Raw genomic sequence first — 21,054 nt, 5'->3', positions numbered from 1 at the left:
CGTCCGTAGACGCCCCCGAGGCCTCGGAAAGTGTCAAAACGCGCCGCTGAACGTTTCCGACGCGTCGGAAAGCTCAAAAACGCGCCGCTGAAGGTTTCCGAGGCCTCGGAAAGCTCAAAAACACACCGCTGAACGTTTCCGACGCGTCGGAAAGCTCAAAAACGCGCCGCTGAGGGTTTCCGACGCGTCGGAAGGCTCAAAACACGCCGCTGAACGTTTCCGAGGCTTCGGAAAGGCCGGGTATCCGAAGGGGTGCCCGGCCTTTTTTGCGTGTACGAATCTGCCACTTTGGTCTGCCATTACGATACGATCATATCGCTATATTCCCTTTAATATCTTTTTCGACTCCACCGAAAAGCGCACTATCTTTGTGGCAAATTTTCACGTAAGATGCCGTTAAAGAAGTTGTATATCATCAGTTGTGTGGCCTGGTTGCTGTGTGCATGTGGCGAAAAAGCGACCTACCGGGTGGAGTTGGATCTGTCCAACTTGGAGACACAGAACCTTTACGCCGTGTTTGAGTCGGATGACCACAAGCAGGTCGACACGGTCGTTTATCGTCCTGGAAAGCCTGTGCAGATCACACGCGACGAGGGGCAGTTCGACCAGCTTACGGTCTATTTCGAGAATCATAAAGAGGGCATTACCATCTATTTGGAGCCGGGACGAAAGATCACCGTCACCGGCGACGCTCGCTATCCGCTTACCCTACAGGTGAGGGGTACGCGTACCAACGACTTGCTCTCCGACTTTCGTAAGCAGGCTGCCACGCTGCTCAAGGAGAAGACGGAGCTCTCCGGTGCTGCCCTCACCGAGGCCGACGCGGGACGAGCCGCCGAGGCGAGTCGGGCGGAACACCTTCCACGGCTGGCTAACATCGACCATGAGCTGGCCCAGATGGCCGAAAACTTCATCCATAAACACCCCAAAGACGAGGCCTCAGCCATCCTTATCCGCGACTATATCCTCGACCCCGAAGACCCTACGCGTGCCGAAAAGATGATCGGCACCCTCAGTCCCAAGCTGGAGAACACGCGTACCCTGCGCAACCTCCGTGCTTACTGTGAGCGGGCTATGCACACCATGGTCGGGGCTAAGGCGCCGGACTTCACCCTGCGCAATGTCTACGGTGCGACGCTCACCCGTGACTCCTTCGCGGGTCGCAACTTAGTGCTGGCCTTCACCGCCGCCTGGTGCGACCTCTGCAAGACGGAGAAGCTACTCTTAGATAAGATCCAAGCCGACTTCTCGCGCCAAGACGTCGCTGTGGCTCTTGTTAGCCTTGATGAGACCCCAAGCGACGTGCGTAGCCAAATGCGTACCGACACGACACACTGGAACGTCTTCACCGACTCCGCTGGGCAGTCCATCCGTGTCTTAGAGGCGTACAACGTCAACGCACTGCCCCGCTGCTTCCTGATCGATCGTAGCGGGACAATCGTCCTCAAGACAGACAATGGCATTGAGCTGCGTCGGGCCTTGGAGGCACTACTGAAGAAGAAATAGTGTGCCTAAGAAGCTGTTGGGAATTTATTGAGTGATTGTTTTATGGAGCTGCTTAGGCGGATCCTCCTTTCTTGTTTCGGGTCTATCGAGGCCTGTTTCTGCCCTTTTGTTCCATCATTAATCCTCACACGAGCTGGCTATGCTCGTCAAATGATGAAACAAGATCATCAGAAACATGCTCTAGGGTAGCCCCCGAAATAAATTCCAAACAGCCTTCTAAAAACAGAGCTGCCCGCAGCGCTTTACAGCACGGCAGGCAGCTCTTACTGAACCAACTTATTTCAATACGAAAAAGTCTCTCTCTCGGGATGGCTTGAGGGCTATGGATTACATCATGCCGCCCATGCCGCCACCCATACCCGGATTCATCGGGGGCATCGGGGGAAGGTCTTCTTTCTTCTCGGCTACGACACATTCGGTGGTCAGGAACATGCCAGCGATTGAGGCGGCATTCTCCAGCGCGATGCGGGTCACCTTGGCGGGATCTACGACACCTGCCTGATTGAGGTCTTCGTAGACGTCCGTGCGGGCGTTGTAACCGAAGGCAGCTTTGCCCTCCTTCACGCGCTGCACAACTACGGCACCCTCTTTACCAGCGTTGTTGACGATCTGACGGAGCGGCTCTTCGATGGCGCGCTTGATGATCTCGATGCCCGTCGTCTCGTCTTCGTTCTCGCCCTTGAGACCTTCCAGTGCGGAGATGGCGCGGATGTAAGCTACACCACCGCCGGGCACGGTACCTTCTTCAACGGCTGCACGTGTGGCATGCAGGGCATCGTCCACGCGATCCTTCTTCTCCTTCATCTCAACCTCCGAAGCGGCACCGACGTAGAGCACAGCTACGCCGCCGGCCAACTTAGCCAGACGCTCCTGCAGCTTCTCCTTGTCGTAGTCCGACGTGGTTGTTTCAATCTGCGCCTTGATCTGGTTGACGCGTGCTTCGATGGCCTTCTTGCTGCCATGACCCTTCACGATGGTGGTGTTGTCCTTGTCGACAGTCACCTTCTCGGCCGTACCCAGCATATCCATCTTGGCGTCCTCGAGCTTCATGCCCTTCTCTTCAGTGATCACGGTACCGCCGGTCAGTACGGCGATGTCTTCCAGCATGGCCTTGCGACGGTCGCCGAAGCCCGGAGCCTTCACGGCACACACCTTGAGGCCGCCACGCAGACGGTTCACAACGAGGGTGGCGAGTGCTTCGCTGTCGATATCCTCAGCGATGATCAGCAGGGCGCGGCCCGACTGTACAACTTGCTCGAGTATGGGCAGGAGGTCCTTCAGGACGGAGATCTTCTTGTCGTAGATGAGGATGTAGGGGTTCTCATACTGCGTCTCCATCTTCTCCGTGTCGGTCACGAAGTAGGCGGAGATGTAGCCGCGGTCGAACTGCATACCCTCGACCACTTCGACGGTCGTGTCCGTGCCCTTAGCCTCTTCTACGGTGATGACGCCTTCTTTCTTCACCTTCTGCATGGCCTCGGCGATCAGCTTACCGATGCTCTCGTCGCCGTTGGCGGAAATCTTAGCCACGTGCTCGATGCGCTCCATGTTCGAGCCCACCTCTTCGGCCTGTGCGGCGATGCTCTCTACGACCTTGGATACGGCCTTGTCGATACCGCGCTTCAGGTCCATCGGGTTGGCACCGGCGGTGACGTTCTTCAGACCTACGCCGATGATGGCCTGTGCCAGAACGGTTGCGGTAGTCGTACCGTCGCCAGCCTTGTCGTTCGTCTTGGAGGCTACCTCCTTAACCAGCTGCGCACCCATGTTTTCGTACGGGCAGGCCAGCTCGATCTCCTTGGCCACCGTCACGCCGTCCTTGGTGATCTGCGGTGCGCCAAATTTCTTCTCGATGATCACGTTGCGACCCTTGGGGCCGAGCGTTACTTTGACTGCATTTGCCAGTTCGTCTACGCCCTTTTTCAGTGAGTCGCGGGCGTCGATGTCGAATTTTATCTCTTTTGCCATGATTGTTATGTCTTACTCTTTTGTTTGTGATTCTGTGATTTAGATGATGGCCAAAACGTCCGATTGGCGCATGATGAGGTACTTCGTGCCCTCGAGTTCGATCTCCGTACCGGCATACTTGCCGTAGAGCACATGGTCACCCGGTTTGAGCACCATCTCCTCATCCTTTGTGCCTTTACCTGCGGCGATGATCTCGCCCTTGAGGGGTTTCTCCTTGGCCGAGTCGGGGATGATGATACCGCTCGCCGTCTTCTCTTCAGCTTCTGCTGGCTTAACCAGCACTCTGTCTGCTAATGGCTTTACATTCATGATTGTTCCTGTATTTATTGTTACTGATTATGATGTTCATTTCTCTTGTCGCTCGCCTCGCTTAGGAGCGACACGGCCCCTTTCTTGCGAATACCATGCCAAACTTGCCCGTGCCTTGTGCTGCGGATGTCTGCGGCGAGTGCACGTGTCATATTGCAGTCGTTTACGCAGTTGAAGGTCGGACAATGTGTCAGTATTCCGGAGGCGATGTGTCAGGAAATGCTTCGCGCGACTCATTGACTATTGGCGCTGGCGTCTGAAAGGCGTTTTTCAAGCCTCTGCCTGCGGATAATAGTCTGAGAAACGCATATAAATAGCTATTTGTCTACAGACAGAGCGTCGAAAAAGCCGACGTGTGGCTTCCGACGAATGTCAATGAGCCAAGACGCAGAGCTTTTATCCCGCTAACAGTTGTCAATGGAGAAAAAAAGGCGCTTCTTTGCCCGGCAATCAAAAAAATACCGAAATGAAAGAGCAAAGTTTACCGACCTTGGGTGAGTTCATTATCGAGAAGCAGATGGATTTCAAATATTCATCTGGCGAATTCTCCCGCTTGATCAGCTGTATCCAGATCGCCTCCAAGATGGTGAACCGCTTCATTAACAAAGCGGGTATCACCAACGTGCTGGGCGAGGCGGGCAACCGCAACGTGCAGGGCGAGGAACAGCAGAAGTTGGACGTCATCGCCAACGAGATCTTTATCAATGCCCTCTCGCAGCGCGAGGTGGTCTGCGGTGTGGCCTCGGAGGAGAATGACGACTTTATTGAGATTCGGAGCGGCGCTAACGCCGAACTGAGCAAGTATGTCGTGCTGATGGATCCGCTGGACGGGTCGTCAAACATCGACGTGAACGTGTCCGTGGGGACGATCTTTTCCATCTATCGCCGTATCACCCCCGCCGGCACCCCCGTGCAGCTGGAGGACTTCCTGCAAAAGGGGACGAACCAAGTGGCCGCTGGATACATCATCTACGGCTCGTCCACCATGCTGGTCTACACCACCGGCAACGGCGTCAACGGCTTCACCCTCGACCCCTCGCTGGGCAGCTACTACCTCTCCAACCCCAACATGCGCTTCCCCGAAGACGGCAAGATCTACTCCATCAACGAGGGCAACTACATCAAGTTCCCCCAGGGCGTGAAGGACTACATCAAGTACTGCCAACGGGAGGAGGAGAATCGGCCCTACACCTCGCGCTACATCGGTTCGCTGGTGGCCGACTTCCATCGTAACATGATCAAGGGGGGCATCTACATCTACCCCTCCACCTCGCAATCGCCACGTGGCAAGCTGCGTTTGCTCTACGAGTGCAACCCGATGGCCTTCCTCACGGAGCAGGCTGGCGGTAAGGCTTCGGATGGCTTCCGTCGCATCCTCGACATCGAGCCCACGGAGCTGCATCAGCGTACACCCTTCTTCTGCGGCAGTCGGAAGATGGTCGAGAAGGTGGAAGAGTTCATGCGTAACGCCCCCGAGTGATTCGCGCTGCCCATTAAAGAGAGAAGAGCTACGAGAGTCAGCAAAGCCCCGTAGCTCTTCTGTTTATTATGTAGCATGCTCCCCCTTCCGCCGTGTAATTTGAAATGAGTAATTGACCATGACCCTGGTCTACGCCAACATGAAGATGAGCGAGGCGATAGAGAGTCACCTCGCACTCGTGCCCGTCGTCAATCGCTTCGGCATTCGCCTCGGCGTGGGCGACGACACGGTCAAGGCCGTCTGCGATGCGTACAACGTAGACCCGGACTTCTTCCTCACCATCGTCAACACCTTCATCAACGAAGACTATTTCCCGGAGAAGAAGCTCCAGAACTTCCACCTCTCGCAGATCATCGACTATCTGAAGAAGACCAACCTCTACTATCTCCAGAACCAGTTGCCCAACATCGAGCGCCACCTCCACTTCTTCCTCCACGCCTCGGACAACACCTCCCTGCGCCTTCTGGGTGACATGTTCGCCAGCTTCAAGGAGGGCCTCCGCCGACGCATCGAGGCCGACGAGCGAGAGTGGTTCCCCCTGCTACTCACCCCCTCCGATACGAAGAGTCGCCGCCGCCCACGTCTCAAGCCCACCTCTGACGACGACGAGGCCATCCAAGCCACCCTCGACGATATGCGCCATATCATGCTCAAGCACCTCTCCGGAGCCTACGACGAGAACCTCTGCTACGCCGTCCTCTTCGCTATCGACACCCTCGGCCGCGACATCCGCCAGCATAACCGTATCCGCCACCGCATCCTCCTGCCCATGATCGACGACGAGAGCAACAGCCTCTCAGAGCGCGAGAAGGACGTCCTCCGCCTCATTGTCGAAGGTCTGACGAACAAAGAGATCGCCGCCCGCCTCTACGTCAGCGTCAACACCGTCCTGACGCACCGCAAGAACATCACCGCCAAGCTGGGCATCAAAACCACGCCCGGCCTCACCTTCTACGCCATCACCCACCGCCTCATCCCGGAGGTGAAGTGATCTCAACCGTATGACACAAGATAAAATGACATGCACCTATCAGCTCCCTATGCTGCCTCTTCCCTTCGACTTGGAGACGAAGGCCGTCCTCAGGCAGCTCAGCCTCTCGCACCGTCGATTGGCTGAACTCAAAGGTGTCGCCCGCACGATCCCCAACGAGCAAATCCTGATCAATACCCTGACGCTGCAAGAAGCCAAGGATAGCTCCGAGGTGGAAAACATCGTCACCACCAACGATGAGCTCTATCGTGCCGACTTAGCTATGAGGGACGTAGTCATCAACGCCTCGACGAAAGAGGTGCTGAACTATCGTCAATCCCTGCAAAGCGGCTTCTTCTCAGCAAGGAAGAAGGGCTTGCTCACGCTGAATGATATACAGCAGATACAAGCGGAACTGGTCAAAAACAGCGCTGGCTTTCGTGCCGTGCCTGGTACCACACTGAGGAATGATGCCGATGAAATTGTCTACATCCCACCGCAAGACAACGGCGAAATTCAGCGATTGATGGACAATCTGGAGCAATACATCAATGACCCCACGCTGCACGACGTCGACCCACTGATCAAAATGGCCGTCATTCATCACCAATTTGAAAGCATCCACCCCTTCTACGACGGCAACGGTCGTACCGGTCGCGTCATCTCTGTGCTCTATCTCGTGATCAACGGCCTGCTGGATCTCCCCATTCTTTACCTCAGTCGTTACATCACCCATAACAAGGGCACATACTACCGGCTGATACAACATGTCCGTGACACGCAGGGTGACACTGTTGCCCACCTCGCCGCTTGGGAGGAATGGATACTCTTTCTGCTCAAAGGCGTCGAGGTTACTTCGGAACAGACTATCCGGCTCGTTGAAGGCATATCGATGCTCATGGCCAAATACAAGCAGCATCTACGTCCGCTCTTTGCCAAAGCCTACAAGCACGAGCTGCTCAACAACCTTTTCTTCCATCCTTATACCAAGATTGAGTACCTCCAGCAGGACATGGGTGTGGGACGGAAGACGGCCGCTAAATACTTGGATTTGATCGTCGAAAACGGACTATTGGAACGGATAAAAGTCGGACGTTCCAATTATTACATCAATGCCTCACTGGTCAATCTCTTTGTCAACCACAGCCTCCCCTTTTCATGATCGATTCGTCTCCGCAACATGTACCCGAAACCCCACTTTGGGGTACATATTCTCATCGATATGTACCCGAAACCCCACTTTAGGGTACACATTCCTCTCTTCGATCCCTCGTAAACAACTCCAAAACGTACCTCATCATGCCCCGTCGTAAGATCAGCAACACCCAAGCCGTGTGCATCCTTTTTCTGTGGTTCCTTTTGGTCTACATGCTCCTCCGGTACAGCCCGACGGTGGACTTCATGACCGTCTTCACCATCATCGCCTCGGGCGTCATCGTCTTCGTGCCCCTCTACAAGAATCGGCGGCACAAGGACCGGTAGCGTCCTCTTCCTTCGACGCTCGTCGGAGCCGCGAACCCTGAGGGTTTCCTCCTTCGACGCCCGTCGGAGCCGTGAACCCTGAGGGTTTTCCCCTTCGACGCCCGTCGGAGCCATGAACCCTGAGGGTTTCCTCCTTCGACGCTCGTCGGAGCTGTGAACCCTGAGGGTTTCCTCCTTCGACGCTCGTCGGAGCTGTGAACCCTGAGGGTTTTCCCCTTCGACGCCCGTCGGAGCTGTGAACCCTGAGGGTTTTCTCCTTCGACGCCCGTCGGAGCACTTCATGCGCCCCCATACATGCGGGATAATCGGCCATCTCGCCTCCGTGCGGACATAAAAAAGGCGTAAGCGTGATAAACACTTACGCCGACACCCCGGAGAGAAACGCTTTGCCTTAAAAAGGGGGGCTGAAAGAACGAGATCTCCCTCTTGTTAGGGAAAGAGTAATTATAGATCAACGGCTTTCACCTTAAAGATCCGTCCGTTTCGAGCGAAGACCAGCTCGCCGTTCTCTTCCTTTCTCTTCTTCACCAAACGTTGGAAGGCCAAACTCGCACCTTTCACCACGTTCTCTTCAAACTTGCTCAACTCTCGTTCATTCATAAGTTTCCAATTTATTATAAACAACAGGGTTATAGATCTCTCTCTTTCCGTTCTTGAAGCCCTTAGCGATCACCTCCATCGGCGAGAGGGAATTGTCCGTGATCATCCAATAGTCGCAGATGGGGATGTAGAGCTGGAACAGGTTCTGAATACCCGCCGTGTAGCGCCGCCTAACGGTGCTTTCGGTGACATTGTGGCCGCCCGATGCTACTCGGTTACGTACGCGCTCTACGGCCAAGTCCGGCGTGTTCAGCCAGAAGTAGAGCAGGGTCACGTAATAGCTCTTTTCCTGCGCATTCTGTAGCAGTTTGGCTATCGAACGGCTGGCTAGGGTCGTCTCTAATGCAAACGTCTTGTTGGCGGCCACCAATTCCCGGATGCGCCTGTACATGATCCGGCTGGCCTCTACCGCTACGGCGATATTATCGGCGTTAAAGGGCGACAATCCCTTCGCGATTTCGTCGGAATTGACGAACTCCTTGCATCCTAACATTTCGGGCAGGATGGTGTAGGAGGCGGTCGTTTTACCGGCGCCGTTGCAGCCGGATATGATGTATAAGTAGGGCACTGTTCTGGGGGATTACTTGACGCAAAAGTAGGTTATATTTCCGTAACCCCCGCGTTTGGAGTACGAAAAGTGCAATAAAGGGGACAAAGCGGCGTTGCTCCCCAGCGACTTCTGATTTTCTATTACGGATGAAGCGAAACGGGGCGAAACGTCATCCTTCCGGGGTGTTTTTCTCCCATAATGACTGAATGAAACAGGTAACAAAACCGACCTATGATGAACTGGAATGAACGCTTGAAAGCCCTTGCTGAGCGACCGCTTTTTAATCGCTATGCACCGATCGGGGTGGTGTGGGCTGTGGCGGCCATTGCGGCTGCTCTACTGAAATTCCCGAACAACAACTTCACCATCTTCCGACATGTGTTTTGGCACGTTTGGGAGGGGTTGCCGCTGTATGTGCCTTATCCGGAGGTGTATCACGACGTCAATCTCTACGGCCCAGTGTTCAGCTGCGTCGTGGCGCCGTTTGCGGTCTGTCCGCCGCTGATGGGGCTTATGCTGTGGCTGTTGGCGATGGCGGGGCTGCTGTTCGTGGCCGTGCGAAAGCTGCCCATAGAGCGTCGGGGGCGGATCTTCATTGCCTGGTTCTGCGCCAATGAGCTGTTCACGGCGCTGAGCATGGCGCAGTTCAACGTGGCCATTGCGGCACTGCTGATCCTCGCCTTTGTGCTGATTGAGGAGGGGCACGAGGGCTGGGCTGCATTAATGATTGCCGTGGGGACCTTCGTCAAGCTGTACGGCATCGTGGGGCTGGCGTTCTTCTTCTTTGTGCGACGTAAGGGGCGATTCCTCGGGGCGCTGGCGGGGTGGAGCGTGGTGCTATTCCTGCTGCCTATGCTGCTGTCGTCGCCGGAATACATCGTGGGGCAGTATGGCGCATGGGCCGAGGCGCTCACGGTGAAGAATGATGCGAATCTCTTTGCGTTGCGCCAGAACATCTCACTGCTGGGCATGGTGCGGAAGATTTCGGGCCGGGCGGACTATTCTGACTTATGGCTCATCGTGCCCGGGCTGATCCTCTTTGCGCTGCCCTACCTCAGGCTCGACCAGTATCGCCACCGCGCGTTCCGACTCATGTTCTTAGCATCGGTCATGCTGTTCGTGGTGTTGTTCAGCACGGGCAGCGAGTCCAGCGGATATATCATTGCGCTGACCGGCGTGGCCATCTGGTACGTCGGGGTGCCCTGGCGCCGCAGCCGATGGGACCTGGCGCTGCTCATCTTTGCCCTGCTGCTGACCAGCTTTTCGCCCTCGGATCTGTTTCCGCGGCGCATCTATCATCATTATATCATACCCTACGCCCTGAAGGCATTGCCCTGCGTGATGGTATGGCTGAAGCTCATGTGGGAGATGATGACGCGTGATTATGAGGAGTGAACCGTATGGATCCACTTTTAGTTTTTCATTTTTAGTTTGACATGATCTTACTCAGTTTTGATATCGAGGAGTTCGACCTGCCGACGGAGTACGGGCTGGCGATCTCATGGGAAGAGCAGCTCCGCGTTTCGCGTGAGGGGAGCGGCCATATACTAAATGTACTGGCGCGCCACGGTGTGCGGGCCACCTTCTTTTGCACCGCGCGTTTTGCGGAGGCGGCGCCGGATGTGCTGCGCGCCATCTGCGACGGCGGTCACGAGGTGGCCTCACACGGCTATGCGCATAGCGCCTTCGAGGAGGCCGACCTCACGCGGTCGCGAGAGATTCTCCGGCGGATGTCGGGCCAGCCGGTCACGGGCTTTCGCATGCCGCGCATGATGCACGTCGCCGACGAGGCGCTCCTGCGGGCCGGCTACCGCTACAACTCGTCACTCAACCCGACCCTCATCCCCGGTCGTTACAACCACCTCAACCAGCCGCGCACCTGGTTCCGCCGCGAGGGCCTCCTACAGCTGCCCGCCTCCACCACGCCGCGCGTGCGCTTCCCCCTCTTCTGGCTCTCCTTCCACCACCTGCCCCCCGCGCTCTACCGCCGCCTGGCCCGCCTCACCCTGCGCCACGACGGCTACCTACTCCTCTACTTCCACCCTTGGGAGTTCATGCCTCTGCAAGGCATATCGGGGTTGCCGCGGCTCGTCACGCGTAACAGTGGCACCGCAGCCGTGGAGCGCCTCGATCAGCTGATCGACGACCTCAGTCTCCGCGGCTCAGGCTTCGGCACATTCACGGAGTTCGTCGACAGCCTGCCGAAATAAGTAGTCACTACGCCCGACAAAAGGTTCATCCATACATTTCACAGCCCGTTGTCTATGGACAAAGAGATGAAATACGTATTTCGAATCTCTCTGTCTACGGACAACGGGCTTATTTATGTCTATACGCATGCTTTGTCTGCGGCAGATATAGCCTGTGAACTATGAATAGATGTTTTGTCCGTAGACAATATGGCGCAATATGTATTTCAAGTGCTTTCGTCTATAGACAACAAGCTAGTCTATATTTATACATATGATTTGTCTATGGACAATGGCTATTTTTATATCTATACGTGTGTTTTGTCTATGGTAGATAAGCTATGCGATATATGAAAGCCAGTTTTGTCTGTAGACAAAAGCGAGTGAAACATATATGGGTATCTATTGTTTACAGTCGATGGAGGTCTATATGTATTCCAACGCCCATTGTCCATTGACAGCGCATCCGTTTATGTCGGGCTAAGCGTATTGACGGCGGACTCTCCCCTACAAGCGGCGAGTGGGAGGGCATCGTCAGATGGATGCCTACCATACTTCCCGGAGCGATCGCTCTCGGCCGCGGATGCTGACCTTGACACGACTCCGGCATCCATGATGATGGCCTGAAATGAACCATTCGCACGGTCATCTGTTGAATGAATTGAAATGAGATCAACCCCTAACATCCATTCCGCATCAATCATGAAGCAAACTGCGCCGGCGCTCGTATCGACGGAGATCAACGAATACATTCTGGACAATGGCCTGACGGTATGGCTCAACGAAGACCACAGCCAGCCGAAGGTCTTTGGTGCTGTTGTCGTGATGGCTGGATCGAAAGATTCCCCCAACACGGGCATAGCGCATTACTTTGAGCATATGATGTTTAAGGGCACTGAACAGATCGGGACGACAGACTACGCCGCTGAGAAAGTCCTCCTCGACGCCATCGAAGCCAAGTACGAGGAGCTGGCTGCAACCAAGAACAGCAAGCGGAGGGAGGCCATTCAAATGGAGATCAACGAACTCAGCATCCGGGCCGCAGATTTCGTCATCCCCAACGAGTTCGATCGGCTCATTACCAAGTACGGCGGATCGAAGCTAAATGCCGGTACGTCGTACGATTACACCGTCTATCACAACCTCTTCTCACCGCAATACTTGGAGCAGTGGGCCGAGCTCAACAGCGAGCGACTCATACGGCCCGTTTTTCGCATGTTCCAAAGCGAGCTCGAGACCGTGTACGAGGAGAAAAACCGACGTGACGACATGATCCTCAACCGTTCCATCGAGCGATTGATGGAGAAGTACTTCCACCCACATCCCTATGCCTACCCGATCATTGGAAGCGCGGAAAACCTCAAGAATCCGCGGCTCTCGGAGATGAAACGCTTCTTCAGGACCTATTACGTCTCCTCCAACATGGGCCTCATCCTGAGCGGCGATTTTGACACCCGACGGGCCCTTCCCATCATCGAGCGCACCTTTTCACGTATCCCGCGAGGCGTGCCAGACGCGGCGCCGACGGTCCGTATCCGCCCATTCCGGGGCCGCGAGCGGACTACGATCAAGATCCCCTTGCCGCTACTCAAAGCCGTCGCCTTGGGCTTTCGCGGCGTACCCGCTAATCACCCCGATCAGCCGGCACTGGACGTGGCCGCGGGTATCCTCAACAACTCCAATGGCACGGGCTATCTGGACCGCCTAATGGTCGAGCGGCGCCTGATGGGGGCCATGATCGGCGGTGAGTCTTTCAATGAAGCGGGCTTCATCGGGATCGTGGCCGTGCCGCGGTTGTCTCATACATGCCGTTCGGCCGAGCGCATGATCTGGAGAGAACTCGAGCGGGTTAAGCAAGGGGACTTCACGGACGAGATCTTCAACAGCCTCAAGCGTGAACAGCTCCGCCGCCACCTGACGGAACTCGAGGATATCGATTCGCGCAGCCAGATCATGGTGCGTCTCTTCTCCCAAGGCAAGACCTGGGCCGACTACCGCGAGGAGTTGGCACGTGCCGAGGCGCTCACGAAAGAGGACGTGGTGCGCGTGGCCAATAAGTATTTCGGGGCCAATTATCTATTCGTGAAGAAAAAGACCGGCCGTTACCCCAAGGAGCGGCTGAAGAAGCCGGGCTTCGCACCCATCGTGCCTAAGCATGCCGACGCAACCTCGGCCTACAGCGACTGGCTCGACCGTATGCCTGTCGAGGAGGTGCGGCCGCGCTTTGTCGACTTTACGCACGATGTGCAGACACTTCGACCCGCCGACGGTCTCACGCTCTACATCACGCCCAACAGGGTCAACAACATCTTCACCCTCAAACTGTCCTATGCGATCGGACTCACCGAGGAGCCGCGTCTGAAACTCCTCACCGGATACATACCCCTCCTCGGCACAGCCTCCCTCACCTTCGACGCGCTACACACCCGCCTACAGACGCTCGGTAGCACGCTCGACCTGACAGCCGATGAGTACAGCCTCACCCTCAAGATCACCGGCTTTGACACGGCATTCGACGAGACGCTGGAGTTGGTCTCCGGGTTCGTGTCGGGCGTGAAGGCGGACGACGCCAAGCTCAAAACCTTAGTCGACGACGCAAGGGTGGCCGATAAGGCCTTCTTCAAATCGAACAATGAGGTGGCCGAGGCGCTCTTCGAGTTTGTGCAGTACGGCCCCGAATCGCAATTCCTGACGCGGCCCTCTCTGCGTGACGTGAAGCGCACCAAAGGGCGCGAGCTGGTCAACTTGTTCCGACACGCCGTCCGACGCGAGTGTACGGCCCATTACTGTGGCACGCTGCCCGCCGAACGCGTAGTCGATCGCACCCTCCGTTGCTTCTCTCCGGGCCCCGACGGAAGGATTGCCGCCGTGGCCCCCTATCGACGGCTCGTCAGCTACGACCGCCCGCGCGTCTACCTCTACCACATGCCTGACGTCTTCCAAAACATCATCTACGTCTACATGCCTTGTCAGCCCCTGCCCACCCTCCGCGAGCGGCACACGGCCGACCTTTTCTCGTTGTATTTCGGAGAGGGCATGTCGTCGCTCATGTTTCAAGAGATCCGCGAGTTTCGTTCGCTGGCTTACTACACCTCGGGAGCGTACCGTCTGCCGCCCTACCGCCTGTCGGACCTCCCCACGCGGTTCGTGGCCTACCTATCCACGCAGAGCGATAAGACGATCGACGCCCTCGAAGTGCTTGATGCCCTCATCAACCACATGCCCGAACATCCCGAGCGCATCGACTCCCTGATCCGCACAGAGATCAATCGGGTCAATAATGCCTATCCGGCCTTTCGCGACATCTCGACGCGCATTGCCGAATTCCGACGTGACGGCTATACGGACGACCCCCATCGGGCGCTCTTAGACGACATCCGACGGATGACAATGGACGACATCACCCGGTTTTATCAAGCCCACATCTGCGGACGTAAGCCTGTCTACGTCATAGTCGGAAACGCGCACCGCATAGACCGGCGCCGACTGGCCACGTTTGGCGAGATCGTCCGCATTCACCATCAGGAATTTTATCGGTAGAGGAAAGCCCCCATGCGCAACAGAAACATCGTCGAGATCAGAGTCGCTATCCGGCAGTACAAGAACTATTGGTGGGCTTGTCTGTTCGGAAAACCGGACATTGAAGTGACCGGCCCAACCGAAGAGGACGTCAAAAGTCAGATCCGAGACCACCTCTACGAACAGCAGTCGCTCGGTCAGTATCCCCCCAAGGCGGTCTTCGAAATCATGTACGTCTACCGACCGCCTCGACTAAACCATTAGCCCTATTGCCTCGTCTCATGGGGGCCTGACGGGCCGGGGTCGTCGGTAAAACGTCGTACCTTGCGCCGTCTTTCATAGCAAGTTATACATCTCATATTATTAACCCCAAAAACAATGAACAGTATGATCAAAAACTTTAAGGTAATGGCAATGGCGCTCGCCTGCGCGTCGCTCCTGCTGACCGGGTGCGGGGCAAGCAACACGGCCAAGGGTACGGCTATCGGTGTCGGCGGAGGAGCTGCCGTCGGCGCGGGCATCGGTAAGATAGCCGGTAACACGGCGCTCGGAGCCGTCATTGGTGCCGCCGTCGGTGGCGCCACAGGAGCCATCATCGGTAAGAAGATGGACAAACAGAAGAAGGAACTGGAGAAGGTGCTTCCGGATGATACCAAGGTGGAAGTGGTAGAGGAAGAGGGGCGTGCCCCGGCTTTGCGTGTCACGTTCGACTCAGGAATTCTCTTCGCCACAAACTCCAGTACCGTGAGTGCTGCGTCCAAGTCCGCCCTGCGTGACCTGGCTCGAAACTTAGAGAAAAACCCAGATACCGACCTCCGCATAGTCGGTCATACGGACAATACGGGCCGAGTGGACTACAACCAGAGTCTCTCCGAACGTCGTGCCAGGAGTGTTTACGACTATCTGCTTGACCAAGGCGTAAGCAGTCGACGCATGGTCTATGAGGGCAAGGGTATCCATCAGCCCGTGGCGAGCAATAACACCGTCGAGGGGCGTGCCCAAAACCGTCGTGTAGAGGTGCTGATCAGCGCCAACGAGAAGATGGTCAACGACGCGAAACGCGAGGCCGGCGAGCGTTAAGTTCGCCTGACACATACGTCGCCCGGATCCTCTGGGCGACATACTTCAAACGACCCCATCGGTTTTTTCAGCCGGTGGGGTCGTTTTTTTGTTTTCTGGATTGGTCAGAGGGACCCTGAAAACGTCGAGAGAAAAAATAGGGATGGGTTACGTGAATTGGATATCTATTTCGGTTCAAAAAATATACCTGTTAGGGTAACTCTGAAAACGTATAGGTTCCTTTTTTTTATCCGTTAGGATAACGCGGAAAATGCACGGGTTCAAAAAATGATCTTGTTTTTTCGACCGTCAGGGTAGGGCGCAAAAACATACGCCCCATGAACGGGCACGATAGGGCCCGGGTGGTTGCTTTGGGGTGATTGTTGGCGGAACTGGATACGGGTGCTCGTTCCCTTGACGGGAATGTCTGAAGGGGCGTATGCAATACGCCCCTACCCATTCGGATGAAAAATAGGAACCTTGAAAACATACGGGTTCAAAAAATGATCCTGTTTTTTCGACCGTCAGGGTAGGGGCGTATTGAATACGCCCTACAATCGGGCACGATAGGGCCCGGATAGTCCCCAATAAATCACCCAATGACACAACAAAAAAACCACGTTCGTCCCCTTGACGGGAACGTCTGAAGGGGCGTATGCAATACGCCCCTACCTGTTCGGATGAAAAATAGGAACCTTGAAAACATATGGCTTCAAAAAATGATTATGTTTTTTCGACCGTCAGGGTAGGGGCGTATTGAATACGCCCCACAATCGGGTACGATAGGGCCCGGGCGGTTGTCTTTGGGTGATTGTCGGCAGAACTGGGTGTTTACGCTCGTTCCCTTGACGGGGACGTCTGATGGGGCGTATTCGATACGCCCCTTCCCATTCGGATGAAAAATAGGGACTGTGAAAACATACGGGTTCAAAAAATGATCCTGTTTTTTCGACCGTCAGGGTAGGGGCGTATTGAATACGCCCCACAATCGGGTACGATAGGGCCCGGATAGTCCCCAATAAATCACCCAACGACACAACCCAAAAACCACGTCCGTTCCCTTGATGGGAACGTCTGATGGGGCGTATGCTTTTGCGCCCTACCCATTTGGATGAAAAATAGGAACCTTGAAAACATACGGGTTCAAAAAATGATCATGTTTTTTCGACCGTCAGGGTAGGGGCGTATTGAATACGCCCCACAATCGGGCACCATAGTGCCCGGATAGTCCCCAATAAATCACCCAACGACACAACAAAAAAAGCACGTTCGTTCCCTTGACGGGAACGTCTGAAGGGGCGTATGCAATACGCCCCTACCTGTTCGGCCCCAAAAATTGAACCCATACGTTTTCAGCGTTACCCTGACGGACGAAAAAAATGAACCGCGGGGGTGCCGCGGTTCAAAAAATGGGGTTGTTAGGATAACGATCCCCAAATGTGGGTCCAAAAAAAGATCCCATTAGGCTAACCCTAAAAACATAGGGCTTCAAAAAATGGGGTTATCGGGGGGAGGGAGGCGATCACTTCCTTAGCCGTTTGAAGACGTAGACCGGACCGTCTACGGATGAATTGCGCCCTAACCTTAGCTCGTCGCCATCTATGCGACAGCTGAAGTACATATAACCGACAAGGAGGTTGTCCTCCTTACCCCACGGCTGATAGCCGTAAGGCAGCTTGTTCCCAAGTGAAGTGCCAAAGGGCTCCGTCCCTGTGATATAGACGAACCCATCCGAGCGGAAATCCACTGTCTGTTCGCTAAGCTTAAATCCTGTTGGGGGCATTGCGTAGCGGCGAAGATCCGCCATTACCCACTTCCCCAGCAGCTCGGCAGGTGGTGTGGAGGAGATGATCGAGATACCCTCGCGGAAGAGTAGATAGTCGCGCCCTTGGTTATAGAAGAGTTTCAGCCGTCCGTCCTTCTGTAGTTCGAAACGTTCCGCCGCATTCAGTGCCCGGACATATGCCTCGCCCGCTTTGGTTTCGCCGACCTTGGTGCCTCCGCCTACGTTCATACGGATCGATTGGCCATTCATGGAGAAGTTGCCATAGAGTTCATTGGAAGAGGAGAGCGTGTACAGCATGCCATTAATTAGTAATTCGACTAAGAAAGTCTTGTTGGAGAGGCGATCCGCTCCGGTTAACTCACGCAGCGAGCCGTCTGCGGTGTGCCCAAACCCGACAAGTTTCCACGGTTGGCAGAGGTGCTCGTCGATGCGACCTGCCTCAGGCTCTACTTTTTGGCAGCTGATGAAGCCCGCACCTTCACTGAAATAGAGTGTCAGTTCATCCCCTTTTAATTCGTACCAGACCACCTCTCTCAGTGACTCCAAGAGGCGACGGTCGTCGGGTGATCCGAATCTATCCATCGGCTTGAGTCTGTGGTTGAAGCGGATAGTCCAACTGTCCGTGCGGAAGGGGCCCGTGGTCTGTCCACTTGAGACTTGGAGCGTCCAAGTGGTATCGGCGTTGAACCGGAGTTGGATCGGCTCACTGTTTGAGAGATCCCTCGTTACTCTATCCTCGATGAGACGATATTCGTTGATCCGCCACGTGGCGAGCAGTGCTCGCGGCAACTGATTCAGCACGGGAGGTGCCGGCTCCTTCCTGTCGAAAAGCAGATATTTCGTGTCGTTGTCGTAATAGAGCCGCAGTAGTCCGTCGGAGTAGATCGTGTAACGATAGACGCTCAGCAGTTTCTTGCGATAGGTGAGAAGGCGATCTGGCATGCGCTGTTCGTCCACGGCATAGAGCTTGAATCGCAAGGCCGTGTCCTTCAGCGTATAGCTGCCATTGACAGCATAGCCATGCAGGGAGCCATCGCCTCCAAACTCCAGAACGTAAGCCACAGTGTCGAGGGGTTGAGGGTCCATATCATACCTCCAGCCGGAGCCAAGGAGATACCATTTGCCTAACAAGGCAGAGTCGACGGCCGTGGTGTCGGGCTTCGGCGCTGGCCGTGGCGGGACGTCCGGATCGTGTGTACAGGCTGCCCAGACGATGGACAGCAATAGGGCGAGGAGCCCTAAACGTGCAGTAGTTTTCATATCAGTATGTGTTTGAGAAGTGAGATGTCTATGTGGTTAAGATGAAGGGGGTAGGGGGAGATGCTGCATAGCGCAGGCGGTGGAAAAACAATCATGTACAATCGACCGTCAGGGTAGGGGCGTATTGAATACGCCCCACAATCGGGCACGATAGAGCCCGGGCGGTTGCCTTTGGGTGATTGTCGGCAGAACTGGGTACGGGCGTTCATCCCCTTGACGGGGACGTCTGATGGGGCGTATGCAATACGCCCCTACCTGTTCGGCCCCCAAAATTGAACCCGTACATTTTCAGCGTTACCCTAACGGACGAGAAAAATGAACCGCGGGGGTGCCGCGGTTCAAAAAATGGGGTTGTCAGGGGGAGGGCTGCGATCACTTCCTTAGTCGTTTGAAGACGTAGTTCGGACCGTCTACGGCTGCTTTATCGGTCATCGTCAGTGTTTCGCCTTCCAGATTGTAGATGAAGTACGTCCAACCGATAAAGAGGGTGTTCTCCTTGCCCCACGGATGATAGCCGTAGTATAGCTTATCTTCAGGTATGCTGCCAAAGAGCTTATATCCTTCCACATCGATATACCCACTCTTGAGGAACGTTATCGTCTGTTCGCCAGGCTTAAAGACGACTGGAGGCAGTGCAGAGTAGCGCATCTCAGCCAGTGTCCACTTCCCCAGCAGCTCAGCGGGTGGCGGGGAAGAGACGAGCGAGAGACCATCGCGGAAGAGCAGATAGTCGCGACCTTGATTATAGAAGAGTTTCAGCTGTCCGTCCTTCTGCAGTTCAAAACGTTCCACCGTATGCAGCGCCTCGATATATGCCTTACCCTCTTGGGTTTCGTTCACCTTGGTGCCTCCGCCTACTGCCATACGGAGCGACTGGCCATCCACGGAGTACTCGCCGTAGAAATAATTGGTTGAGGAATGGGTGTATAGCGAGCCGCCAGCTCGGAATTCGAGCATGAAAGACCGGTCGCGGAGGTTATAGCCTTCTTCCGGAATATGCAGCGAGCCACCTGCGGTGTGTCCGAACCCGACGAGCTTCCACGGTTGGCAGAGGTGTCCGTTGATGCGACCTGTCCCGATCTTCGCATTTTTGAAAGCGAGATACGCCTCCTCTCCACCCACATAGAGCTGCAGCTCATTGTCGTAGATCTTATAGCTCGTCACCCGTTCCAGTGCCTGACGGAGGTAGTAGGCTTCGCTCGGGCTAGTTTTCAGCGATGGAGGTGTGAGGGTGAAGTGCATCGACTGACCATCGGTGCGGAAGGAGCCCGTGAGCTGTCCAGTTGAGAGTTGGAAGACCCAAGTGGCATCGGTGTAGAAGCGGAGTCGGCCTGTCTCGGTATTTCGGAGAAGGGCCTTATTTCCGTCCTTGAAGTACACACGGCCGTGTAAGATCCACGTGGTGAGCAGGTCTTGCGGAACAATAGCCTGCTTAGGCAGTGTCGTAGGCTGGTCCCTGAAGAGCAGATAGCGCTGACCCCGGTCGTAGAAGAGCCGCATTTGGTGTTCGTTATCGACACGGTAACTCTCGACGCTCAGCAGTGCCTCGCGATAGGTGCGAATGCGATCTGGCATGCGCTGTTTGTCCTCTGCATTAAGCTTGATGTGGATGCTGTCCCCCGCCCAGGTATAGCTGCCATTGACGTAATGGCCATAGAGGAAGCCTTCGCGCCAGATCTCCAAGGCATAGCTGACCGAGTCGATGGGCGTGACAGTGGTGTCGCCGACACGGCCGAGGCCGGCGAGGTACCATTTGCCTAACAAGGCAGAATCGACGGCAGTGGTGTCGGGCTTTGGCGCTGGCCTTGGCGGGACGTCCGGATCGTGTGTACAGGCTGCCCAGACGATGGACAGCAACAGGGCGAGGAGCCCTAAACGTGCAGTGGTTTTCATATCTGTGTGTGTTTGAGAAGTGAAACGTCTATGAAGGTAAGATGAAGGGGGTGGGGGGCTAGCCCCCACCGGCCCCCACCTCCTTTTCTTGTTTATGAATATGAACCGTCAGGGTAGGGGCGTATTGCATACGCCCTACGATCGGGAACGATAGGGCCCGGAACCTCCGTCTACTACGGGGTGGGGGCTAGCCCCCACCAGCCCCCACCTCTTTTTCTTGTTTGTGAACATGAACCGTCAGGGTAGGGGCGTATTGCATACGCCCCACGATCGGGAACGATAGGGCCCGGAACCTCCGTCTACTACGGGGTGGGGGCTAGCCCCCACCAGCCCCCACCTCCTTTTCTTGTCTTGACACAAGAAAAGGCCCCTGCCGGGGCTGGGAAGTTTGCCTGGTACATCCAAAGAAACCGGGCACGGGACGAAATCCGAAAAACTTGCGTCGCTACGCTCCGCTTCGGACACTCGGATTTCCGGGCGCGT

At 55.5% G+C, this 21,054-nt stretch carries 16 protein-coding genes; 10 read left to right on the top strand and 6 right to left on the bottom strand.

Features of this window, described 5'->3' with window-relative positions:
* Window positions 1-405 precede the first annotated feature (405 nt).
* Window positions 406-1,506, top strand: a complete 1,101-nt coding sequence (locus C7123_RS04105) for a TlpA family protein disulfide reductase (protein ID WP_159049829.1) — start codon at window positions 406-408, stop codon at window positions 1,504-1,506.
* Window positions 1,507-1,833: 327 nt separating this feature from the next.
* Here the strand turns inward: C7123_RS04105 and groL are convergent, their stop codons facing one another.
* Window positions 1,834-3,474: a chaperonin GroEL gene (groL, locus tag C7123_RS04100; RefSeq protein ID WP_038012240.1), complete on the bottom strand. Its 1,641-nt coding sequence runs from the start codon at window positions 3,472-3,474 to the stop codon at window positions 1,834-1,836.
* Window positions 3,475-3,513: 39 nt separating this feature from the next.
* Window positions 3,514-3,783, bottom strand: a complete 270-nt coding sequence (locus C7123_RS04095; protein WP_037983521.1) for a co-chaperone GroES — start codon at window positions 3,781-3,783, stop codon at window positions 3,514-3,516.
* A gap of 466 nt (window positions 3,784-4,249) precedes the next feature.
* Between C7123_RS04095 and fbp the strand changes: the two genes are divergently transcribed.
* The 4 genes from fbp (at window position 4,250) to C7123_RS04075 (ending at window position 7,715) form a co-directional block, all read left to right on the top strand.
* A complete protein-coding gene (fbp, locus tag C7123_RS04090) occupies window positions 4,250-5,263 on the top strand; it encodes a class 1 fructose-bisphosphatase (RefSeq protein ID WP_037983523.1) in 1,014 nt (337 codons plus the stop codon).
* Between the two features lie 118 nt (window positions 5,264-5,381).
* On the top strand, window positions 5,382-6,254 hold the full coding sequence (locus C7123_RS04085) for a LuxR C-terminal-related transcriptional regulator (RefSeq protein ID WP_069175866.1): 873 nt from the start codon (window positions 5,382-5,384) through the stop codon (window positions 6,252-6,254).
* Between the two features lie 10 nt (window positions 6,255-6,264).
* Window positions 6,265-7,395 carry a Fic family protein gene (locus tag C7123_RS04080; protein WP_237269276.1) on the top strand — a complete coding sequence of 377 codons (1,131 nt, stop codon included), beginning with the start codon at window positions 6,265-6,267 and terminating at the stop codon, window positions 7,393-7,395.
* Window positions 7,396-7,532: 137 nt separating this feature from the next.
* Window positions 7,533-7,715: a hypothetical protein gene (locus C7123_RS04075; protein WP_037986056.1), complete on the top strand. Its 183-nt coding sequence runs from the start codon at window positions 7,533-7,535 to the stop codon at window positions 7,713-7,715.
* 444 nt (window positions 7,716-8,159) lie between these two features.
* Here the strand turns inward: C7123_RS04075 and C7123_RS13130 are convergent, their stop codons facing one another.
* Both C7123_RS13130 and C7123_RS04070 read right to left on the bottom strand, forming a co-directional pair.
* Complete coding sequence (locus C7123_RS13130; protein ID WP_173897001.1) at window positions 8,160-8,315, bottom strand: hypothetical protein; 156 nt, start codon at window positions 8,313-8,315, stop codon at window positions 8,160-8,162.
* Window positions 8,308-8,883: an AAA family ATPase gene (locus tag C7123_RS04070; protein ID WP_069175865.1), complete on the bottom strand. Its 576-nt coding sequence runs from the start codon at window positions 8,881-8,883 to the stop codon at window positions 8,308-8,310. The genes C7123_RS13130 and C7123_RS04070 overlap by 8 nt, the downstream gene beginning before the upstream one ends.
* A 213-nt stretch (window positions 8,884-9,096) precedes the next feature.
* Between C7123_RS04070 and C7123_RS04065 the strand changes: the two genes are divergently transcribed.
* The 5 genes from C7123_RS04065 to C7123_RS04040 all read left to right on the top strand — a co-directional run bounded on the left by C7123_RS04065 (window position 9,097) and on the right by C7123_RS04040 (window position 15,653).
* On the top strand, window positions 9,097-10,260 hold the full coding sequence (locus C7123_RS04065; RefSeq protein ID WP_107490591.1) for a glycosyltransferase family 87 protein: 1,164 nt from the start codon (window positions 9,097-9,099) through the stop codon (window positions 10,258-10,260).
* Window positions 10,261-10,301: 41 nt separating this feature from the next.
* Window positions 10,302-11,075, top strand: coding sequence for a polysaccharide deacetylase family protein (locus C7123_RS04060; RefSeq protein ID WP_069175864.1), 774 nt, complete (start codon window positions 10,302-10,304; stop codon window positions 11,073-11,075).
* Between the two features lie 681 nt (window positions 11,076-11,756).
* The gene (locus C7123_RS04050) at window positions 11,757-14,594 is read left to right on the top strand and encodes a M16 family metallopeptidase (RefSeq protein ID WP_069175863.1); all 2,838 of its coding nucleotides are present in this window, start codon (window positions 11,757-11,759) and stop codon (window positions 14,592-14,594) included.
* Window positions 14,595-14,606: 12 nt separating this feature from the next.
* The gene (locus C7123_RS04045) at window positions 14,607-14,837 is read left to right on the top strand and encodes a hypothetical protein (protein WP_037979686.1); all 231 of its coding nucleotides are present in this window, start codon (window positions 14,607-14,609) and stop codon (window positions 14,835-14,837) included.
* A gap of 123 nt (window positions 14,838-14,960) precedes the next feature.
* A complete protein-coding gene (locus C7123_RS04040; protein ID WP_237269346.1) occupies window positions 14,961-15,653 on the top strand; it encodes an OmpA family protein in 693 nt (230 codons plus the stop codon).
* Between the two features lie 1,501 nt (window positions 15,654-17,154).
* Here the strand turns inward: C7123_RS04040 and C7123_RS04035 are convergent.
* Window positions 17,155-18,678, bottom strand: coding sequence for an META domain-containing protein (locus tag C7123_RS04035; RefSeq protein ID WP_069175862.1), 1,524 nt, complete (start codon window positions 18,676-18,678; stop codon window positions 17,155-17,157).
* 372 nt (window positions 18,679-19,050) lie between these two features.
* Window positions 19,051-20,571 carry an META domain-containing protein gene (locus C7123_RS04030; protein ID WP_083206963.1) on the bottom strand — a complete coding sequence of 507 codons (1,521 nt, stop codon included), beginning with the start codon at window positions 20,569-20,571 and terminating at the stop codon, window positions 19,051-19,053.
* Window positions 20,572-21,054: the final 483 nt, after the last annotated feature.

Source organism: Tannerella serpentiformis, assembly GCF_003033925.1.
Classification (GTDB): Bacteria; Bacteroidota; Bacteroidia; order Bacteroidales; family Tannerellaceae; genus Tannerella; species Tannerella serpentiformis.
The sequence above is the reverse complement of the archived record's forward strand: the minus strand, read 5'-3'. Positions and strand labels throughout refer to the sequence as shown.

What these genes read in the sequence shown, in the direction of transcription:
- C7123_RS04045 (WP_037979686.1), top strand. Translation starts at nt 14,607, where the DNA reads ATGCGCAACAGAAACATCGTCGAGATCAGAGTCGCTATCCGGCAGTAC.
- C7123_RS04060 (WP_069175864.1), top strand. Translation starts at nt 10,302, where the DNA reads ATGATCTTACTCAGTTTTGATATCGAGGAGTTCGACCTGCCGACGGAG.
- C7123_RS04075 (WP_037986056.1), top strand. Translation starts at nt 7,533, where the DNA reads ATGCCCCGTCGTAAGATCAGCAACACCCAAGCCGTGTGCATCCTTTTT.
- C7123_RS04050 (WP_069175863.1), top strand. Translation starts at nt 11,757, where the DNA reads ATGAAGCAAACTGCGCCGGCGCTCGTATCGACGGAGATCAACGAATAC.
- C7123_RS04085 (WP_069175866.1), top strand. Translation starts at nt 5,382, where the DNA reads ATGACCCTGGTCTACGCCAACATGAAGATGAGCGAGGCGATAGAGAGT.
- groL (WP_038012240.1), bottom strand. Translation starts at nt 3,474, where the DNA reads ATGGCAAAAGAGATAAAATTCGACATCGACGCCCGCGACTCACTGAAA.
- fbp (WP_037983523.1), top strand. Translation starts at nt 4,250, where the DNA reads ATGAAAGAGCAAAGTTTACCGACCTTGGGTGAGTTCATTATCGAGAAG.
- C7123_RS04095 (WP_037983521.1), bottom strand. Translation starts at nt 3,783, where the DNA reads ATGAATGTAAAGCCATTAGCAGACAGAGTGCTGGTTAAGCCAGCAGAA.
- C7123_RS13130 (WP_173897001.1), bottom strand. Translation starts at nt 8,315, where the DNA reads ATGAATGAACGAGAGTTGAGCAAGTTTGAAGAGAACGTGGTGAAAGGT.
- C7123_RS04030 (WP_083206963.1), bottom strand. Translation starts at nt 20,571, where the DNA reads ATGAAAACCACTGCACGTTTAGGGCTCCTCGCCCTGTTGCTGTCCATC.
- C7123_RS04035 (WP_069175862.1), bottom strand. Translation starts at nt 18,678, where the DNA reads ATGAAAACTACTGCACGTTTAGGGCTCCTCGCCCTATTGCTGTCCATC.
- C7123_RS04065 (WP_107490591.1), top strand. Translation starts at nt 9,097, where the DNA reads ATGATGAACTGGAATGAACGCTTGAAAGCCCTTGCTGAGCGACCGCTT.
- C7123_RS04080 (WP_237269276.1), top strand. Translation starts at nt 6,265, where the DNA reads ATGACACAAGATAAAATGACATGCACCTATCAGCTCCCTATGCTGCCT.
- C7123_RS04040 (WP_237269346.1), top strand. Translation starts at nt 14,961, where the DNA reads ATGATCAAAAACTTTAAGGTAATGGCAATGGCGCTCGCCTGCGCGTCG.